We start from the raw sequence: 17,628 nt of genomic DNA on the forward strand, positions 1-17,628 counted from the left end.
AGGTCGTTTTGAAAGCGATACACGGATACACGTGCTTGCACGTGTTCATACACAGGAGCGCAAACGGGCCATCATGTCGAACGACGATTGGATTTCGATTTCGGAAGCCGCCGGGCGGCTGACCGCGATGGGCGATCCGGTCGAGCGCTCGACCCTGTCGCGATATCTCAAACAGCATTCCGAAGCGATCGAGCTTCGCGACGACGGAAAGGCCCGACTGGTAGAGTTCAACACTCTGGTCGCCCACCGAAACGAGAACATCAGAATCCGCGTGGCACCTCCCACGACGCGGACGGTTGCGGCGCAGGGAAACTTCAACCCTGCGCCGCGCTTTTCGGGAAGCCAGTCTGACGGCGCGGCGCGCAAGGCGCAGGCCGATGCCGAACTGCGCGAAATGGATCTAGCGGAACGGCGTAAGACCTTGACCAAGGTGTCGGAGGTGGATCGGGCCGGGCGCGATGCCGTCGCATTGATGCAGAGCGCGTTTGAGCGCGCACTGGAAACGGAGGCCGCAAACGCCTCGGTGAAATACGGTTTCGACGAGCGCGCCACGCGTTTGGTTCTCAAGGCGTTTGTGCGCAAGGGACTGGAAGTTTTCAATCAGACAATTCTCGGGCGGATCGATGCCATGCGTCAGCGGGACGAGGCCGATATGACCGATGAGCCTAAAGAGGAAAGCGAACAGACATGAACGCCCTGCAGCCGCGTGAGCAATTCATGGAATTGCCCCGTGGTGAATTGGTGTTGCTCCGGGGGTTGGAAGCGGCCAGCCGCCCCATCGAAAATCTGACGATTTCCGAACATGCCGATCGCTATCGTAAGGTATCGCCCGAATCCGGTTCTCCATGGCCGGGCGATTTCCGTACCGACCGTGTGCCTTATCTGCGCGAACCGCAGGATTGCCTGCACCCGGACCATCCGGCGCGCCGATGCACTGCCCGCTGGGCTGCGCAGCTTGGCAAATCGACTGCAATCGAGAACTGGTTTTGCTTCATCGTCGATCAGGCGCCCGGTTCCATGATGATCGTGCTGCCGACGCTGGAAGAAGCAACGAAGTTCAACCGGATCAAGCTTCATCCAACGATCGAGGCGACACCCCGGATCAAGCACAAGGTGCTTCCGGTCAACAGCCGCGACGAACAAGGCTCGACGACGGCGTTCAAACGTTTCGCCGGCGGGTTCTGCCAGATCGTCAATGCAGGTTCTTCCAAGGGCCTGCAGATGGTGTCGATCAAGTATCTCGCCATGGATGAGATCACCGGCTATCAAAGCGATGTCGACGGACGTGGCAGTCCGCGCGATCAGGCTCGCGCCCGCCAGAAAATGCACGGCGACACGGCGAAGGAATGGCAGGGATCGACGCCGGGCATAGCGGGCGCTTGCGCGATCACCGACGATTTCGATGCCGGGGATCAGCGTTATTTCTATCTGCCCTGCCCGCATTGCCGAACCTTCCAGGCGCTGGAATTCGACAACATGTCGCCCGCAGATTCCGACAAGGGCCTGCCGGTGCATTTCCGTTGCATATCCTGCAACGAGGTTATCCTTGACGGTCACAAGCATGAAATGTTGCCGCAAGGAAAGTGGATTGCACGACGGGTTCGTGATGGTGACCCAACCGTTCCTCTGGCGATCCCGGAGAACGACATCGAACATTGGCGTTGCGAGCCATGCGAAGGCCGCTGCCGTGACTGGCAACCGTCATGGCACCTTTGGGCAGCATATGCCCCTCGCGAACGTTGGGCCGACATCTGGACCCGCTGGACAGACGCGCAAGGAAACGTCACCAAGCTGCGAACTTTTTTCCAGCAGGATTTGGCGCTTCCATATGACCCAGCCGGTGTTGCGGTCGAACATGAGAAAATCGTTGAAGCGGTTCGCAAGGACCCACTGCCCTCGCGGGTTATCCCGTCATGGGCCGGTCTCGTCGTTTCCGCTGCAGACGTGCAGGGCTATGGCATCAAGTGGATGGTCATAGCTATTGGCCCACGCGGCCAATACCAGATCATTGACCGCGAGATTTTCGAGGGAGCCCCTGACCAAAGCGACGAACCGTGGATCAAGCTCTCCGATGCTTTCGGGAGAGAATATCCGACCGCCGGCGGCGGCATGAAAGGCATAGACCTTTCCGGCGTCGACTCCGGTTTCGCGACCGACCGCGTCTATCGTTTCTGCGCACCGCGCGCAAACGTCTACGCGCTCGACGGACGCGCACCACAGGGGCTCCCCTGGCTCGGGACTCCCGTCAAACGCGACATCAAGGACAAGCACCGGCGCATCATGGCAAAGGTTCTTCTCTATCCCGTCGGCCTGTTCGACGTAAAAACCGCAGTGGTTGCGGCGCTTGCCAACCTGGTGCTGGGTGCAAACGAAAGCGGCCAGTGGCCCCGCAATACGCTGCATATTGCCAACGACATTTGCGACGAAGACTTCGCCAAGGAGTTGACCGCCGAAAGTCTGGTTGACCCCGATGAAGAGGCTCTGGCCTCTCCGTCACGGGGCAAGCGAAAACTGATCCCGTCAAAGGCGGGTCGTATCTGGAAAAAAATCGCAGGGCGCAAGAACGACTGGTTTGACGCCACCGTCTACGCCTTCGCACTCGGCTGGCACCTTGAACGCAAACTCCGCCTGACCGCCGAGCGGTGGGCCGACCTGCTGGTCAAGGTTCATGGCGTGCCAGCCGAGAATGATCTGTTCGGCCATGCCGAGCAGTCTGTCTTCGACAAGCCCGAGAAACCGAAAAAGCCGCGCGATACCGAAACGCGGCGCAACGCTTGGAAAAATCGATGAAATTGCTCGACCGCATCAAAGGAGTAGGCCGTGCGCTGCGCTCCGGCACAGTGCTGTCGGGCGTTTCAGCACGGCCAACCGCACGTATGTTGCGCGATTCCAAGAGTGGCGTTCTTGCGGCACAGAGGGTTTCCATCGTCGACAACCGCGAGGAAATCCGCCGAAGCTGGCAGCGCGCCGCCGCCTATGCATTGGACTTCATCCAGAATTCCGGCAAGCTCAAAGGTGCCTGCGATCAGGTTCTCGTCGATACTGTCGGCGTCGAACTCGTCTTGCAGCCGCAACCCGAACTCGCCGAATTCGGTTACTCCCCAGAGGAGGTAAGCGCCCTCGTTGCCCAGCTGAAGCGGGAATGGAAGCGTTATGCCTGGAACCCGCGTGAATGCGACATGCGGGGCAAGTTCACCCTGCCGCAGTTGGTCGATATCGGCCTGCGTTGGTACATGGCTTATGGCGAGATAACCGGCATTCTGGACTATATGCCTCGCGCCAAGCGGCGGAAACATGGGATCACGTCCGGCGTAAAAGTCTGCATGACACCGCCGAGCAAGCTGGCACAGGACACCAACGAGTTTGAGAACCTGTTTCAGGGGGTCTACCATGACGAGGATGGACGCCCGATTGGCTATCTGTTCGAGGAAAAGGTCAGCGGAGTCACCCAGAAGGTTCGATATCCGGCCTATGACGCGGACGGTCGACCAATAGTCTTGCACCTGTTCGACCCCGCCGATGCAACCGACGTTCGCGGGATTTCCGTTCTTTCATCCGCGATCCGGAAACATGCGCAGAAAGAGGTACTGGACGAAGCGACCCTGCAAACTGCCATCCTGCAGACAATTTTCGCGGCGGTGCTCACGAGCGACAACCCGTCGAAAGATGCATTCGATGCACTTGAGGCCATTGAAGACGAGGAACTGCGGGAAGAGTTCATCGGCTTTCTGAAAGCCAAGATGGACAAAGCGCGCGAGAGCAATATTGGCATAAACGGCACACCGACGGTCGCGCATCTGGGTCCGGGCGAAGACCTGCAATTCCGTTCGTCAGCTACGCCTGGCAAGGAATATCTGCCTTTCGCCAGCAGCCTCGACCGCGAAACGGCCCGCGCCATTGGTGTCACATACAGCAGTTACGCGATGGACCACTCGGATGCGACCTATTCGTCGGTTCGCATGGAGAACGCGACCATCTGGCCCATCGCTGTACGCCGCCGCGAGCGTCTCGCAGCTCCGATGTTGCAGGCTGTCTACGAAAGCTGGTTTGACGAGATGGTCGGCGAAGGCCGCATCAAGCTCAAGGTCTCTTACGAGGTTTTTGCCGCCAACCGGGAGAAGTTCACCTGGGCACAATGGCAGGGACCGGCAGCACCCACCGCCGATGACTACAAGAGCGAACGTGCGGTTTCGGAACGCATTTCGAATGGCACTTCGTCGATCGCCATCGAATGCGGTCAAAAGGGAATCGACCCGTACGAGCTATTTGACCAGCAACAGCGAGAGCACAAGCGCTATGTCGATGCTGGGATGAGATCGCCTTACGAGCGGCCAAACCAGCCACCGCTGCCAGTCGATGACCCACCGGAAGACAACAAGAAGAAGGCTGCGGCATGAACAGTATCCGCGTCAGAAAGACGGAAATCAATCTCGATGACCCGTGTGCCGCAGCCAAGAAGCTTCGCGGCCTTCGCATACAGATCGCCGCCGGCGGACAAACCGAAGTTGTGCGCTTCGGTGATGACGAAGTCCGGTATGGCAAAACCAACATTGCGGCGCTCGATCAGGAAATCGAGCGTCTGACAGCAGAATGCCAGAGCGTCAGCGGTGGCCCTCGCCGCCGGTTCGCGAAGCGCATGCGCTTTTGCTGATCCAACAGGAGATTCCACAATGCCCGTTCTTCAGGACGGCGAGCTCGTGCTCTACGGGTTCGTCGGCGATAACTATTGGGATGAAGGCTTTACGGCGCAGGATGTCCTTGCGGCTCTCGCTGAAGTCGGTCGCGATACGGATATTACCGTTCGCATCAATTCGGCAGGCGGTTACGTCTATGACGGTGTAGCCATCTACAACGCGCTCGCAGGACATAAGGGCAAGGTCACCGTCGTGGTCGATGCTTTCGCCGGCTCGGCTGCGTCCGTCATTGCCATGGCTGGCGAGGAACGCATCATGCGAACTGGCGCCATGATGATGATCCACGACCCCGCCTCCGTGACCTACGGCAATGCCGAGGACCACGAAGCCGCAGTAGGTTTTCTCAACAAGCTCGGTGACATGATGGCGGAGATTTATGCCGAGCGCACCGGCGAGGATGCCGAAACAATCCGTGCCGACATGCGCAAGGAAATCTGGCTGACCGGCGACGAAGCCGTTGCCCGAGGCTTTGCGACAGATACCGAGAAGATCAAGGCCGTCGCATTTTCCGCTTTCGATTACCGCATTTATGCCAACGCTCCAGCCCGGCTGAAGCGGATGGCACAGAAGAATTCATGGTCGCTCGACCATGAAATGAACGCGTCTGCACCCGCCGGCGCGCCCACCAGTCAAAAGGAAGACGATATGACTGACAAGCCGCAGGCGGGCCAGGCACCCGCCGATATCGCCACCGCCACCGCCAATGCCGAAAAGGCAACCAAGGAGCGGATCAAGGCGATCATGACCAGCCCCGAAGCATCGGGCCGCGAAGAACTGGCGAGCCATTTTGCATACGACACCACCATGACGGCGGATGATGCCGTCAAGGCATTGACCGTGGCGCCGAAGGCGGAAGCAGGCAATCAGCCGGAGCCTGATCCGGTTCAGGATTATGAGCAACGCCGCATGTTGGCTTCTGGTCAATCGCAGCCCCAGCCGCAACGCAAGCCCGGAGCGCCGACAGCAAAGATCAACACCGGCGAAATTTACGCCTCCCGCCGCCAGGCGGCCAAGTAGGAGAACCCACCCATGGAAAACAAGGTTATGGGTCCGCGCCCTCTCGAATTCATCCTGCACGAAGGTGACGGCCACATTTCGCGGGATGTCGTGACGGTCCCGTCCGGCACGGGCCTGATCAAGCCCGGTACCGTGCTCGGCGAGCTAACCGCGACACCGGGCCGGTTCATCCCGTCGCCTGACGCCGAGGTCGTCGGCAAGGAGGGCGCGGAAACCGCGAAGGCGATCGCCTGCTATGCCATCGACGCCACCGCACAGGATGCCGAAGCCGTTGTCATCAATGTGCACGCCGAGGTCAAAACATCACTGCTGGTGTTCGACGCCTCCGTCAACGACGCTGCCAAGCAGGCGGCAAAACTCGAACAGTTGCGCGCCGTTCATATCAAGGCCCGCTAAGGAGATTCCCATATGCCAACCCTTGATATTTTTAACGACGATGCATTCTCCGTGCAGTCGCTGACCGCAACCGTCAACAATCAGCCCTACCGCCCCGGCCAGATCGGTGCTTCCGGCATGTTCGAAGAAGATGGTGTCACTACAACCATCATATCGGTCGAGGAACGTGACGGTTCGCTGAGCCTCGTAGAACCGAGCGAACGCGGTGGACCGGGCGAAACCGCCACGGGCGAAAGCCGCAATCTGATCCCGTTCAATGTGGATCATTACGAACGAAATGATTCTGTGAAGGCAGATGAAGTTCAGAATGTTCGCGCTTTCGGTACGGAGAGCGAAGTTGAACAGGTGACGGATCGTGTCATGAGCAAGGTCGACCGGCACCTGCTCGACCTTGACATGACGCTTGAACATCAGCGCGTCGGTGCCATCAAAGGCATTGTTACCTCGAAGTCCGGACGCGTGCTGCATGATCTTTACAACCGGTTCGGGATCGCGGTTCCTGCCCCTGTTTCGCTCGATCTCGACAATGATGCGGCCAAGGTCGATGAAATTCTGGAAAAGGATGTCACCTGGTCCATCGAAGATGATCTCGACAGCTTCTACAGCCATTTCCATGTCTGGACCGGGCGAAACCTTCATCTCAAGCTTTGGGGACATAAGCGCATTCGGGAAACCTTCCTCGCCACCAACGGCGCGGGCCAGCTTCGCGAAGCGATCCCCGACAAGTTTACAGTCGGCAAGTTCGTGTTCGAGCGATACAAAACGGGTTCGCGCGCAACGGCCAATCTGGGTGCGGCCTATATCGACCATAACGAAGGCCGCGTGACCCCGATGGGTGCACCGGGCTTGTTCATCACGCGCTTTGCACCTGCCGATTATATGGAAACGGTCAATACCAAGGGCCTCCCGCGCTATATGAAGCAGATTCCAATGCGCAACGGTAAGGGCGTCGATATCGAAGTTCAGTCGAACCCGATTTCGCTTTGCACCAAACCCGGCGCGTTGCGCAGGATCACTCTCTAACCGGCAATATCGTTCACCGGCCCGCATCCATCAATGCGGGCCGCAGTGTTCATGCATGAGGTTCACCCATGTCGAAGAAATCCACTATTGTCGTTGCTTTCTCGAACGGCGGCATAATCCCCGCCAGGATTCTGGAAAAGCCAAAGGATGTTTCCGTACTGCCCCACGAGCCGATCGAGGTTCCGAAGGTTTATGGCGACCATCTGATTTTCGACCGTATTGCTTATGACTTTGTCGAGGCAGAGAAGCGGAAGAAGGCGGACGCCGCATCGGCGGCAAAGCATGCCGAGGCCGCGCGTTCGGATACGGAGGCGTTGGAAGCGCTCAATGAGCAAATCGCCCGGCTCGTCTCCGAGAACGAAAGGCTGACTGCCGATCTGGATGAGGCCGACAAGGCCCTTGCGGATGAACGCGACAGGCTCGGCAAGGAACTGGAAGCGGAACGCAATAACGTCGCCATGCTGACCGAGCAACTGGCCGAAGCAACGAAGCCGCCTGTTCAGGAGCAAGAAACTCTGAAAATGGACGGTGATGGCGGCAAATCCAAATGAGCCCGTCGCCCTTCGAAGAACACCGGGATGCCCTTTACGAGGAAGTAGACGCAGAATTTGCAGAACCGTTGCGCGTCTTCTTCCTCAAAAATGGCCGCAAGATTGCGGGCCGTGAGCCTGTCGAGATTGATGCCGTCTTGCGGACAGCAGGCCGCGATGCATTCCAGCCGGACGGCGGGAACAATGCCGATTGGAACATCAAGCTTGCCGCAGGTAAGGCGACACTTGCAGTTGACCGCGCGGCTTATCCGGAACTTGATCTCGTCAAAGGCTATCGGGTCTGCGCGCTTGCCCGTAAAGGCCAGCCGATGTTCGAAGTGCAATTCGTAGATTTTCGCTCGCACCGCCGCCTCTACGCAATTCTGGGCGAATCCGCGGTAGGGAAATCAAGGGATGTCTGATCATGAGCCTTGCCCGGATCGCACTGCGCGCCACTGCCGTTGAAGCTTTGAAAGGCCGGACACGCGCCTTGAACAATGTGCTGGACAGTGAAATCGGTATTATTGACAGCGATAGCGGAGGCAATGTCACAATCGAAGCCGACCAATATTTCATCGCGATCTATACCGATGCCGGGAAAACGCAGGTGGGCGACAATGAGCTGCGCTCGTTGTTGTTGAACGGGCGAACGGAAATCATGTTTGAAACGGGCGTGACGGCCAGCATGGGCGTTCCAGACCCGGACACCGGCGAGATCAGACTTCCTGAAATTGGCATCCCCGACACTGACGGCAACTTTGAATTCACGCTCGATCTGATTTCGCGGGAAATGGTGCAGGCCCTGACTGACCCGGACAATGCCTGGGGCCAGTTGTTTCTAAGCTTCATCTACCGCACCGTTTCGACAGAACGAACCCGCGTCGGCAATATTGCCGACGGCATTCGCCTGGCCGCGCACCAGATAAAAATCATTGTCGATCTGATCGACGATCCCGAACCGAAATGCTCGCTTGATCCAGATGCTCCCTTTGCGCGGTTTATCGAACTTGCGCTGGCCAGCGAGGATGAAAGCCTGCAAAAGAAGGCTACCTTCATGGAGGCCATTATTACAGGCGAGCGCGAGCCGTGGGAACGACTGCAACAGGTGCACGGAATGACGGCGCAGGAACTGCTGGCGCTGGGGCTTGGCCCGCTCCCATCTGATATGGACCGCGAAACGCCAGCATGGACCGGCAGCACGATTGCATTTGACGGCTTGTCACCAACGACAGAGGTGCCCTGATGTTTCGCGATTTGCTCGCCATGAAGATCGACATAGAGATGCTGAAGACAGCCTTCGGAAAGTCTCTGAAAGTCGGCCCCATCGAGCAGATCGATGCGAAGAAGGGTTATCGCATCAAGCTCGGCGAAGACGAAAACGGCGAGCCATTTCTGTCGCCATGGTATCCGCATCCAGAATCGGGCGGCGCGACCAGCACATGGGCGCCGCTATCAAAGGGCCAGATCGTCGGGATGATCAACCCGACCGGCGATGCCCGGCAGGGTATTTTGCTGCGCGGTGGGTTTTCTGACATTAACCGGCCGCCGAGTGCAGACCTTCTCGCCAGCGTGCTCAAGGCATTCGGCGTCACCGTGACCGTCAAGGACGGAACCGTCACTATCGACGGTGATCTCGTGGTCAAAGGCAACGCCGACTTCAAGGGCGGACACGTCAAGCACAACGACGCCAATATCGGCGACACGCATATTCATGGCGGCGTCGAACGCGGCGGCGCGACAACCGACGAACCTGCGAACTGAAAGAACCCATCATGACCAGAAAGACCTATCGCGTCCGGCCCGGCGTGGGCTGGGTGAATGGCGCACGTGTGCCGGCTTCCGGCAAAGTGAACCTGACCGAAACCGAAGCTCGTTTTGATCTTGACCATGGACGGATCGATTACGCCCCCGCGAAATCGAAAACTGTCGAGCGCGGCGAGGCCGAAACCGATGGTGGGAATTAGCCGTTTCACAGGCCTGCCAATCTCCAATCTGGAATCGGCCTATCAGTCCGTTGAAGTGATCCTGATGCGCCGCATCGGCTCGCTTGTCGGGCGCCGCGAATTCGGTGCCGGCATTGTCGAACTGCTCGGGCGCAAGATGACGCCGAACCTGTTTGCGGCCTTCCAGTCGCTCATCGCAACGGCGATAGATCTCTGGGAGCCGCGCTTTCTGGTCCGTCGCATCATCGTGACCGGCACCGTTGACCAGATTCGTTTGGGGCATGCAGGTTTCCAGATTCTTGCCGATTACCGCCCCCGTGGTCATCTCGGCGACAAGAGTGTCGAGCGCACCGTTTCCTTCGGGCTTGGCATTTCCTCCGGCACTGTTGTGGTGAAACCATTATGAGCGCATTCGATTTTTCCACCCTGCCTCCGCCAGAGGTGATCCGGACATTCTACTTCGAGACGATCCTCGACGAACGAATGACCGACCTGCGCCAACGCCTATCGGACGCCGGAATCGATTATGATGTCGGCCATCTTGAAACCGATATCCTGAAGGTCGTTCACCTCGCGGACAGTATGCGGGAAGTTTCGCTGCGAGCAGCGATAAATGACGCTGCCAAGGCAAACCTGCTTGCCTACGCCTTGCGGGGCGACCTCGACCACCTGGCATTTTTCTATGATGTCGAGCGACTGGAAGGTGAGACAGACGACGCATTGCGCGACCGTACCGTGCTGGCAATCAAGGCGCGTTCGCCCGGCGGTTCGGAGTGGTGGTATGCAGCAGCTGCGAAACGCGCCGACGTGCGTATCCGCAGCGTCAAGGTTTACCGCGAAGAATTCTGGCCGATCATCCATATTGCAGTTCTGTCGAGCGAGAACGGCGGCATCCCCGATCAACCCATGCTGGACGCGGTCACTGCCGAAATCATGAGTGACCGGGTTCGGCTCCTCAATGATACGATTGTCATCGAGCCTGCCGTCGCATCCGGCACGGATATTGAAGCCGATATCTGGCTGTTGCCCGATGCCGCTTTCGGATTGATGGACGTATTGCCGGAAATCTTGAGACAGGCGTGGCAGTCGGAATCCAGCATCGGTTTTGACCTCGAGCCATCATGGATAGAGGCGCGCCTTCATGTTTCAGGCGTGAAGCGAGTTGTTGTCCGTAGCCCGTCGGCTCCGGTTATCGCATCGGCAGGTGTGGCGCTCACACCGGGATCAATCAAGCTCAATTATATGGGACGCGACTATTGATAAATCGGCAGCACCTCCTTGGCGACGATGCGGCGCCGACGCCGCTGGAGCGTGTTCTGTCGGAATCGCTCGATAACCTTCCATTGTTGATGCCGGGTGTGGAATCCCTGCGCGGCTTCAAATTCAACCCGCCCGATCCGATTGTTCCTTATCTGGTTGCAGAATACGGTTTGAATGAGATCGCGGATTATTTGCCAGACTTGCGATCTGTGCTTCAGGAGGGCGTTGCCTGGCAGCGCCTGATCGGGACACCCGCCGCCTTACACAAGGCACTGCGCTGGATAAACCACGACGGCGACATTGAAGAATTCCCGGCCAGGGCGCGCAAGTGGTGGTGGTTTCAGGTTCACTTGCCGTTTGAGGTGAGGAATACCGATTTCGTCAGACCCATGACGCAGCTCGTCAAGGCTTCGAAGCCACTACGATCAGAGTTTGCCCGCGTTACGGCGGGATGGGATGTGCGGGCCTTTCGGCTCAATACGCACCGCCTGAATGGCGGCGCAGGGCTGAACAACTGGTCGGGCAAGCGGCGCGCGCCGGGAGAGCCTATTCTGTCCCTCCGGGTTAACCAGACCCGCAGCGTCACGATCCCAACCGGCGGGCGCATCGACGTCAAGGACATTCAGCATGTCCTGATGGTGCGCACCGTCAATGTTGGCATTCCGATCAGACAACCGTCTTCAAGCTTCGCATCCATGGCGGCCGTGCGGGTCAACTATCAAAACCGCGCAACCGTGGCCTTCCAGAACGCCCCATTCGTCAACAAACCTTTCGGCGCGCCGGTGCCGCGTGTTCAATCAGGATCAGAATAATGGCAGTTTTTACCCAAGATGGTCGCATCGTTGTCGCGCAGGCACTCTTTGAATCGACGTTCTTCCTCGCGGTGGGCGAAGGGTTGCCGGAATGGGATGACGTCCCGGCCCCTTCCACGCCCGAAGAGCAAGCCGCGCGCGATGCCGAATGGACGGTTTTGACCGACCTTGATAACAAAGTCGGCCTCACACGCACCCGCGACAAGTTCTTCGTTACCCCGGACCTCGAAGGCGATATCGCCATGGCAGACGGGGCCAGATATTCGCAAAGCGAAGAACCAACCCCCTACATCTTTGTCCGCTTTCAGTTGGACCTTGCCGACGCCAGCGGAACAACCTTGCGCGAAACCGGCATGTTTGTCGGGGTCGAGATCAGCGAAACCGTGCCCGCCGGTCAAATGTATATCCCGCTCGCCGACGTGACGACGGCGGGGAAGATGATCGAAGTTGATCGGTTCGCGCCAATTGTCCGCGATGGATCGATCGGCCAGACCTTCACCTATGTCATGACCATGTGAGGTTCACGATGAACAGCATTATCAAGCGGCCGGGCTTCGATGATCGATATGATCGGACCCGCCGACAGCACGCTATTGCCTTTCCAGATTTGGGGCGTGACGGTCAGGGCATCTACCTGCAATCTGCCGACCTCAACGAAATGCAGTCGCGCGCGCTCGACCAGACGCGGCGCGGACTGGACTACATCTTGCAGGATGGCCGCATTATGGACGGCCAAGACCCTGTCGTTGAAGTCGAGGATGACGACAATATCCGGGTGCGGCTCCCCGCCTCCCCGATCTATATCGGCGGCATTGTCCACGACGTGGCTGGCGCGACCTTTGTGCTCCCGAACAAGGGCGATGTCACGATAGGCGTTCGGTCCACTGAATTGCTTGTTTCAGACATTCAGGACGAAAGCCTGAAGGGACAGATTTCCGGCACCGAAGCGTTCATGGAAGAAGGCCCCTCGCGGGTTGAAATCGTCGTCGAGTGGGGGCATTCGCTCGATGGGCTTTCCGGCGCACTGCTGTCCGTTTTTCAAGTTCGCGACGGCGTCATCCTGACGACGTCGACGAACATCGATTTCTCGGAAATCTACAAGGCAATCGAAACCTATTCCGGCGAAAGCAACGGCTCCTTCGTCAACAATGGATTTATGGTGACAGCGCTCGGCCCGTCACCTGAAGACAAGCAGGTCTTTTCCGTTTCGGAAGGAACGGCCTACGTCAACGGCAGGCGCATCATCCGTAAGCAGGCCATGCGTTTCGAAGTCGAGGAGACGCCCGATCTTCGCAACGTCGATGCCGAGCCGCATCCATTCACGGCGGCAACGGGCGGAACGCAGACTTTCAAGGTCTCGAAAGCTCCTATCGACAGCGTGCGTCGCGTGACCGTTGAGAAGGAAACGACGGAAACAGTTATCCACGGCCCATATTCGGGCGCGGTGGACCCGTTGCAGCATCCTTCGGTGACGGCCATTCTGGAAATCAAGCAGGGGGCGACGGTTTACACCTCGCCCGCAAGCTGGTTGCTTTCGCAAGGTCAAATCGACTGGTCGCCCGGCGGCGCGGAGCCATCGCCGGGTAGCTCGTACACCGTCAAATATCGGTATAACGAGAACGTCCAGCCTGTTTCGATCACGCGTGACGAGGTTACCGTCAGCGGCGCGGCGAACGGCACCAACGTCCTGATAGACTACGCCTATAAGCTTCCCCGTATCGATGCGCTATGCATGGATATGACCGGAGCGATGGTCTATGTCGCAGGCGTTTCCGCAGTGTCCCGGCCTCGCCCTCCTGTCGTCGCGTCAACGATGATCGAGCTTGCCCGGATCGCGAACGATTGGGGTCGCAAACCTATCGTGGAACCGACCGGCGTTCGCAACGTGCCCTACAATGAAATTCAGGATATGCGCAGAATGCTGATCGACGTTTACGATCTCGTCGCGCAGGAACGCCTGAAAAACGATGTGACAGCCCGCGACGTCGGTGCAAAGCGTGGCTTGTTTGTCGATCCGCTTCGCAATGACGCCATGCGCGATCAGGGGATCGCGCAGACGGCGGCGGTGTTTGGCGGAAAAATGCGCCTGCCGATCACGCCGCGCCTGCATACGTTCCCCGCATTCAACGGCATCAAGCATCTTGATTTCGTGGAAGTGTCCGTCATTCGGCAGAACCGGAGAAGCGGGGCAAAAAAAATCAACCCGTATCAGACGTTCACGCCGATGCCTGGGCGGGCCAGTGTCGAGCCTTCGACCGACATATGGACCGACAAGCAAACCGTATGGACGTCACCGGAAACGCAGGCTTTCGAGGCGGCGGAAGGCGAATACATCACGGGTATTTCGCTGGAACAGCAGGTCGAGAAGATCGGCGAGCATCTTGTCGAAGCCGAGTTCATCCGGCAGCGTGAGGTCAAGTTCCGTCTGGAAGGGTTCATTGAAGCCGAAGCGCTCGACTATATGGAGTTCGACGGCATCGAAGTGACCCCGACCGTTTCCGGCCCGGCGAATGCCGACGGCGTGATTACCGGCAGCTTCACCATTCCCGCCAACGTTCCGACGGGATCGAAGTCGATCTATTTCGAGGGATCGGTTGGGACCATTGCAGGATGCAGCTATGTCGGTCGCGGCACGATCACGGTTGAAGAATATCGCCTTACCTCGGCTATGGAGACTTCGACCGAAAGCTTGCCGCAGCCTGTCGTCAATAATACCGTCATCAACAATGTGACGAACGTCACGAATGTCACGGTCAATCAGGTCAACAATGCGACCCCTGTCACGCCGCGTATGCGCGACGGCGGCAGTGACGGCGGCGGCGGACATGACCCATTGGCGCAGACATTCACGCTCGCGCAGTCGTGGTGCCTTTCCGGCATCCGGTTGATGTGTGCAAAGGTCGGCTCTCGCTCGAACTCGATCCTTGTGCAAATCCGCACCGTTGACGTTGGCCTGCCGACCTCAACCGTTCTTGCCGAAGCGTTCGTCGCCGGAACGGCGCTTGACGAAGGAGAAATCTTCACCGCTCGTTTCCGCTATCCGGTCTTTCTGCAAGGGGGCCGCGAATATTCCTTCGTCGTTCTGACCGACGACGCGGAACATTCGTTGTTCGTTGCAGAGATCGGCAAGATCGACCTCGACTTGGATGCAGTCATTACAGAGCAGCCCTTTACCATCGGCGTGCTTCTCTCCTCGTCAAATGCCTCGACGTGGACGGTGCACAACGAGGCCGATCTTTGGTTCGAGTTGCTTGGATGCCGGTTTGATCCGGTCGAAAAGGTCGTGCCAATCGGAAGCTTCAAGGCGACGAAAATGTCGGACGTCATCGTCCGGGCCGGGGTTGAATATCCCGATCCTTCGGTTGACGTCTCCATTCGCCTGACGCGGCCAAATGGCGAAGTCATCGTTTCATCTCCATCGCAGACCATCCGCTTCGATGAGTATTTTCAGAACGAGAATATTCAGGTCGATGCGGTGCTGCGCGGAACGGAGCGCGTGACCCCGTTCATTTTCCCCGACATTCAGATCGTGGAAGGCGAACTCCAGCCGACCGCCAATTATGCAACGCGGGCAATTGATGCACTGGATACGAACCGGGTGCTTGTCACCATCGATGCGCTCCTACCTGCCGGATCGTCGGCAAAGGTGCAAATCGGGATGACGGGCGATTACCCGGAAATTCCGGTGTCGAGCGCAACGCAGCTTGGCGACGGTTTGGTCGAACAAACCTTTATTCGTTCCGCCTACCCGGCGGCAAATCTCGATGCGCGGGCGATGATTACGATTTCGGGCACGCCAGCAGCGCGCCCGGAAATATCGGCGCTCCGCATGTTGCTTTCGAAGGTGTAACCCATGGCTACGACGCCGAATTACAACTTGCCCCTGCCGAACAGCAGGGGCATTCAAATCGCGGAAATGGAAAAGGTCGCCGGTGCGATTACCGGCATCGATACGGTCCTCGATGGCATTCAGACGTCGACACAGACCGCGCTTTCTGAACTCGATGACGCGACTTGGAAGAAAGCCGAACTTCCGGCTTCGGACGTCGGCAAGGCGGTTCTGAATGCGGATAGCGAGCAGTCCGGCCGGGAAGCATTGGGCCTGTCGAATATCGAGCTTCACAAGCTCTTTCTCATGACGTCGGGGGCATATGGCTCGGCCACGAGCGATATAGTAATTGATGACCTCCTGCCCGGTGATTTCGGCCTTTATAACTCCGGGCTGCCCGGTTCACCTTATTTTCCGGGCGTGAACTTTTGGTGGATCGAAACGCAGCAGATTTACGGCGATAGGCACAAGCGCCAGATTGCGACATCATACCGGACGGGCGAGGATGCCGAGCCGGTCGTTATGGCCCGCGTGACCAATGCCGACGGCGTTTACGGACCATGGCGTCGGTTCGCCATGGAAACCGACCTTCCCAAACTCGTCAGCGTGGGGAGCGAGCAAAACTTCACGCTTGCTGAAAAGGCACGAGGCCGGGCAAATATTGACGCCCTCGGCTCAAGCGATAGAGGCGCGGCCAACGGTGTTGCGTCTCTCGGTTCTGACGGGAAGGTTCCGTCCGGACAGCTTCCGGCCTTGACCACCACGGCGACCGTCGGCGCGGCCATGGCGGGAGCCAATTCCAAGGCGACCCCGGCAGACGGCGATTTCTTCGCCGGTGTGCAGGCTGGCGGTTCGACCATGTTCAAAACGACATGGGCGAACATCAAGACGGCGCTCGCCAGTGTATTCCTGCGGCTGACTGGCGGAACCCTTACCGGGTTCCTGACCCTTCACTCTGCGCCGACCGCAAATATGCACGCAGCGAACAAGGGGTACGTCGACACCGGCCTGAACGACAAGCTCGCCCTGTCGGGCGGAACGCTGACAGGCGCTCTGTCTGGCACAACGATTTCACTGTCGGGCGGTATGTCAGGAAGCCTTACCCACCGGTCCGGCGGCGGCTATATGAATATCGGTTCCTTCAACGAGGGCACTTACGGTTCGGGCTATTGTCGTGCTTGGTGGAATGAAAACGACAATATTCTGACGTTTACGGCAACCGATGGCGATGCCATTGTGAAATCGGAGTATTTCCAAACAACCCGCCAGCCCACGGATGTCAGTCACCTTACGCGCAAAGACTATGTAGACAACCTCGTCAATGCCCGCGTTTCCAATGTTCGCCGGGTGGGTCCGTCAAGTGTCTCTTCTATAACTAAAGGCGGTTCTTGGGATGCGCCAAGCGGATATTTCGTGACCGGGTTGTCGTACGCACTCGAAGGAGCAGCTATCGGCCTTCGCTCATACCAGCCTCAAGTTTATATCAATGGCGCATGGAGGGCTTTCGCATGATCGACTATGGCAAATTTACCGCGATAGGCCGCACCGAGACGGATCAAGAAACCGGCGTGTCGTACGATATCCTCGTGTTCCTCAACTCCAAGGGCGTGGATTGGCTGGACGTATCGAAGGGCAATCCATCGAATTTCTACTGCGCGCTGACCGACAATGGCGAGGTCATATTCGCGACCGACGAGGCGGACCAAATCCAGATTGACGGATACCGCCTGATCGGCGTGGAAACGCTCAACGGCTACACCTTCGGCGATACCGGGACGATTTATGGAAAGCAATGGGACGGAACAAAGATCGGTGAGCCGGTTGCCCCGCCGCCTGACGAAATCAGCGACCGCCAGTTTTTCCAGAAACTGGCGGTAATGGGGATTATCGGTCAGGCTGATGCTCTGGCGGCAGTGCAGCGAGGCGAAATTCCTGCCCCACTGCAAGCGATCATTGACCAGCTTCCGACCGAAGACGCCAAGTTTGAAGCGCAAATGCTTGTCGCTGGCGCGCAAACCTTCAATCGCACCCATCCCCTGACAGAGATCGTTCGTCAGACATTGGGATGGACAGTTGAACAGAGGGACGATTTTTGGCGAGAGGCCGCAAATCTCTGATCGCATT

At 58.2% G+C, this 17,628-nt stretch carries 19 protein-coding genes; all 19 read left to right on the forward strand.

The genetic code is table 11. The annotated features are described in order from the left end of the window. Positions 1-73: 73 nt before the first annotated feature. The 19 genes from FHS76_RS17145 to FHS76_RS17235 all read left to right on the forward strand — a co-directional run bounded on the left by FHS76_RS17145 (position 74) and on the right by FHS76_RS17235 (position 17,621). Positions 74-691, forward strand: a complete 618-nt coding sequence (locus FHS76_RS17145; RefSeq protein ID WP_183655545.1) for a hypothetical protein — start codon at positions 74-76, stop codon at positions 689-691. Then, entirely contained in the window at positions 688-2,790 is a 2,103-nt protein-coding gene (locus FHS76_RS17150) for a terminase gpA endonuclease subunit (protein WP_183655548.1), read from the forward strand. Before FHS76_RS17145 ends, FHS76_RS17150 begins: the two co-directional genes overlap by 4 nt. Beyond that, positions 2,787-4,397 (forward strand): phage portal protein, encoded by a 1,611-nt coding sequence (locus FHS76_RS17155; RefSeq protein ID WP_183655551.1) that lies wholly within the window; start codon positions 2,787-2,789, stop codon positions 4,395-4,397. Before FHS76_RS17150 ends, FHS76_RS17155 begins: the two co-directional genes overlap by 4 nt. Continuing rightward, a complete protein-coding gene (locus tag FHS76_RS17160; RefSeq protein WP_183655554.1) occupies positions 4,394-4,651 on the forward strand; it encodes a hypothetical protein in 258 nt (85 codons plus the stop codon). Before FHS76_RS17155 ends, FHS76_RS17160 begins: the two co-directional genes overlap by 4 nt. Positions 4,652-4,670: 19 nt before the next feature. After that, positions 4,671-5,711, forward strand: a complete 1,041-nt coding sequence (locus FHS76_RS17165; protein ID WP_183655556.1) for a head maturation protease, ClpP-related — start codon at positions 4,671-4,673, stop codon at positions 5,709-5,711. A gap of 12 nt (positions 5,712-5,723) precedes the next feature. Then, entirely contained in the window at positions 5,724-6,107 is a 384-nt protein-coding gene (locus FHS76_RS17170; protein ID WP_183655559.1) for a head decoration protein, read from the forward strand. A 12-nt stretch (positions 6,108-6,119) separates the two neighbouring features. Further along, a complete protein-coding gene (locus FHS76_RS17175; protein ID WP_183655562.1) occupies positions 6,120-7,130 on the forward strand; it encodes a major capsid protein in 1,011 nt (336 codons plus the stop codon). A 68-nt stretch (positions 7,131-7,198) separates the two neighbouring features. Further along, positions 7,199-7,681: a hypothetical protein gene (locus FHS76_RS17180; RefSeq protein ID WP_183655565.1), complete on the forward strand. Its 483-nt coding sequence runs from the start codon at positions 7,199-7,201 to the stop codon at positions 7,679-7,681. Beyond that, entirely contained in the window at positions 7,678-8,082 is a 405-nt protein-coding gene (locus FHS76_RS17185) for a hypothetical protein (protein WP_183655568.1), read from the forward strand. Before FHS76_RS17180 ends, FHS76_RS17185 begins: the two co-directional genes overlap by 4 nt. Positions 8,083-8,084: 2 nt before the next feature. Then, entirely contained in the window at positions 8,085-8,903 is an 819-nt protein-coding gene (locus FHS76_RS17190) for a hypothetical protein (protein WP_183655571.1), read from the forward strand. Next, positions 8,903-9,421 carry a baseplate assembly protein gene (locus FHS76_RS17195; protein ID WP_183655573.1) on the forward strand — a complete coding sequence of 173 codons (519 nt, stop codon included), beginning with the start codon at positions 8,903-8,905 and terminating at the stop codon, positions 9,419-9,421. The genes FHS76_RS17190 and FHS76_RS17195 overlap by 1 nt, the downstream gene beginning before the upstream one ends. Positions 9,422-9,432: 11 nt before the next feature. Further along, positions 9,433-9,624: a hypothetical protein gene (locus FHS76_RS17200; RefSeq protein ID WP_183655576.1), complete on the forward strand. Its 192-nt coding sequence runs from the start codon at positions 9,433-9,435 to the stop codon at positions 9,622-9,624. Beyond that, positions 9,611-10,009, forward strand: coding sequence for a GPW/gp25 family protein (locus FHS76_RS17205; protein WP_183655579.1), 399 nt, complete (start codon positions 9,611-9,613; stop codon positions 10,007-10,009). The genes FHS76_RS17200 and FHS76_RS17205 overlap by 14 nt, the downstream gene beginning before the upstream one ends. After that, positions 10,006-10,863 carry a baseplate J/gp47 family protein gene (locus FHS76_RS17210; protein ID WP_183655582.1) on the forward strand — a complete coding sequence of 286 codons (858 nt, stop codon included), beginning with the start codon at positions 10,006-10,008 and terminating at the stop codon, positions 10,861-10,863. Before FHS76_RS17205 ends, FHS76_RS17210 begins: the two co-directional genes overlap by 4 nt. Then, positions 10,860-11,675 (forward strand): phage tail protein, encoded by an 816-nt coding sequence (locus tag FHS76_RS17215; protein WP_183655586.1) that lies wholly within the window; start codon positions 10,860-10,862, stop codon positions 11,673-11,675. The genes FHS76_RS17210 and FHS76_RS17215 overlap by 4 nt, the downstream gene beginning before the upstream one ends. Continuing rightward, positions 11,675-12,193, forward strand: a complete 519-nt coding sequence (locus FHS76_RS17220; protein WP_183655589.1) for a hypothetical protein — start codon at positions 11,675-11,677, stop codon at positions 12,191-12,193. The genes FHS76_RS17215 and FHS76_RS17220 overlap by 1 nt, the downstream gene beginning before the upstream one ends. Positions 12,194-12,201: 8 nt before the next feature. Next, positions 12,202-15,525, forward strand: coding sequence for a DUF4815 domain-containing protein (locus FHS76_RS17225; RefSeq protein ID WP_183655592.1), 3,324 nt, complete (start codon positions 12,202-12,204; stop codon positions 15,523-15,525). 3 nt (positions 15,526-15,528) lie between these two features. Then, positions 15,529-17,016, forward strand: coding sequence for a hypothetical protein (locus FHS76_RS22595; protein WP_235992733.1), 1,488 nt, complete (start codon positions 15,529-15,531; stop codon positions 17,014-17,016). Beyond that, the gene (locus FHS76_RS17235; protein ID WP_183655594.1) at positions 17,013-17,621 is read left to right on the forward strand and encodes a hypothetical protein; all 609 of its coding nucleotides are present in this window, start codon (positions 17,013-17,015) and stop codon (positions 17,619-17,621) included. Before FHS76_RS22595 ends, FHS76_RS17235 begins: the two co-directional genes overlap by 4 nt. Positions 17,622-17,628 lie beyond the last annotated feature (7 nt).

This window comes from Brucella daejeonensis (genome assembly GCF_014199265.1).
GTDB classification, from domain to species: domain Bacteria; phylum Pseudomonadota; class Alphaproteobacteria; order Rhizobiales; family Rhizobiaceae; genus Brucella; species Brucella daejeonensis.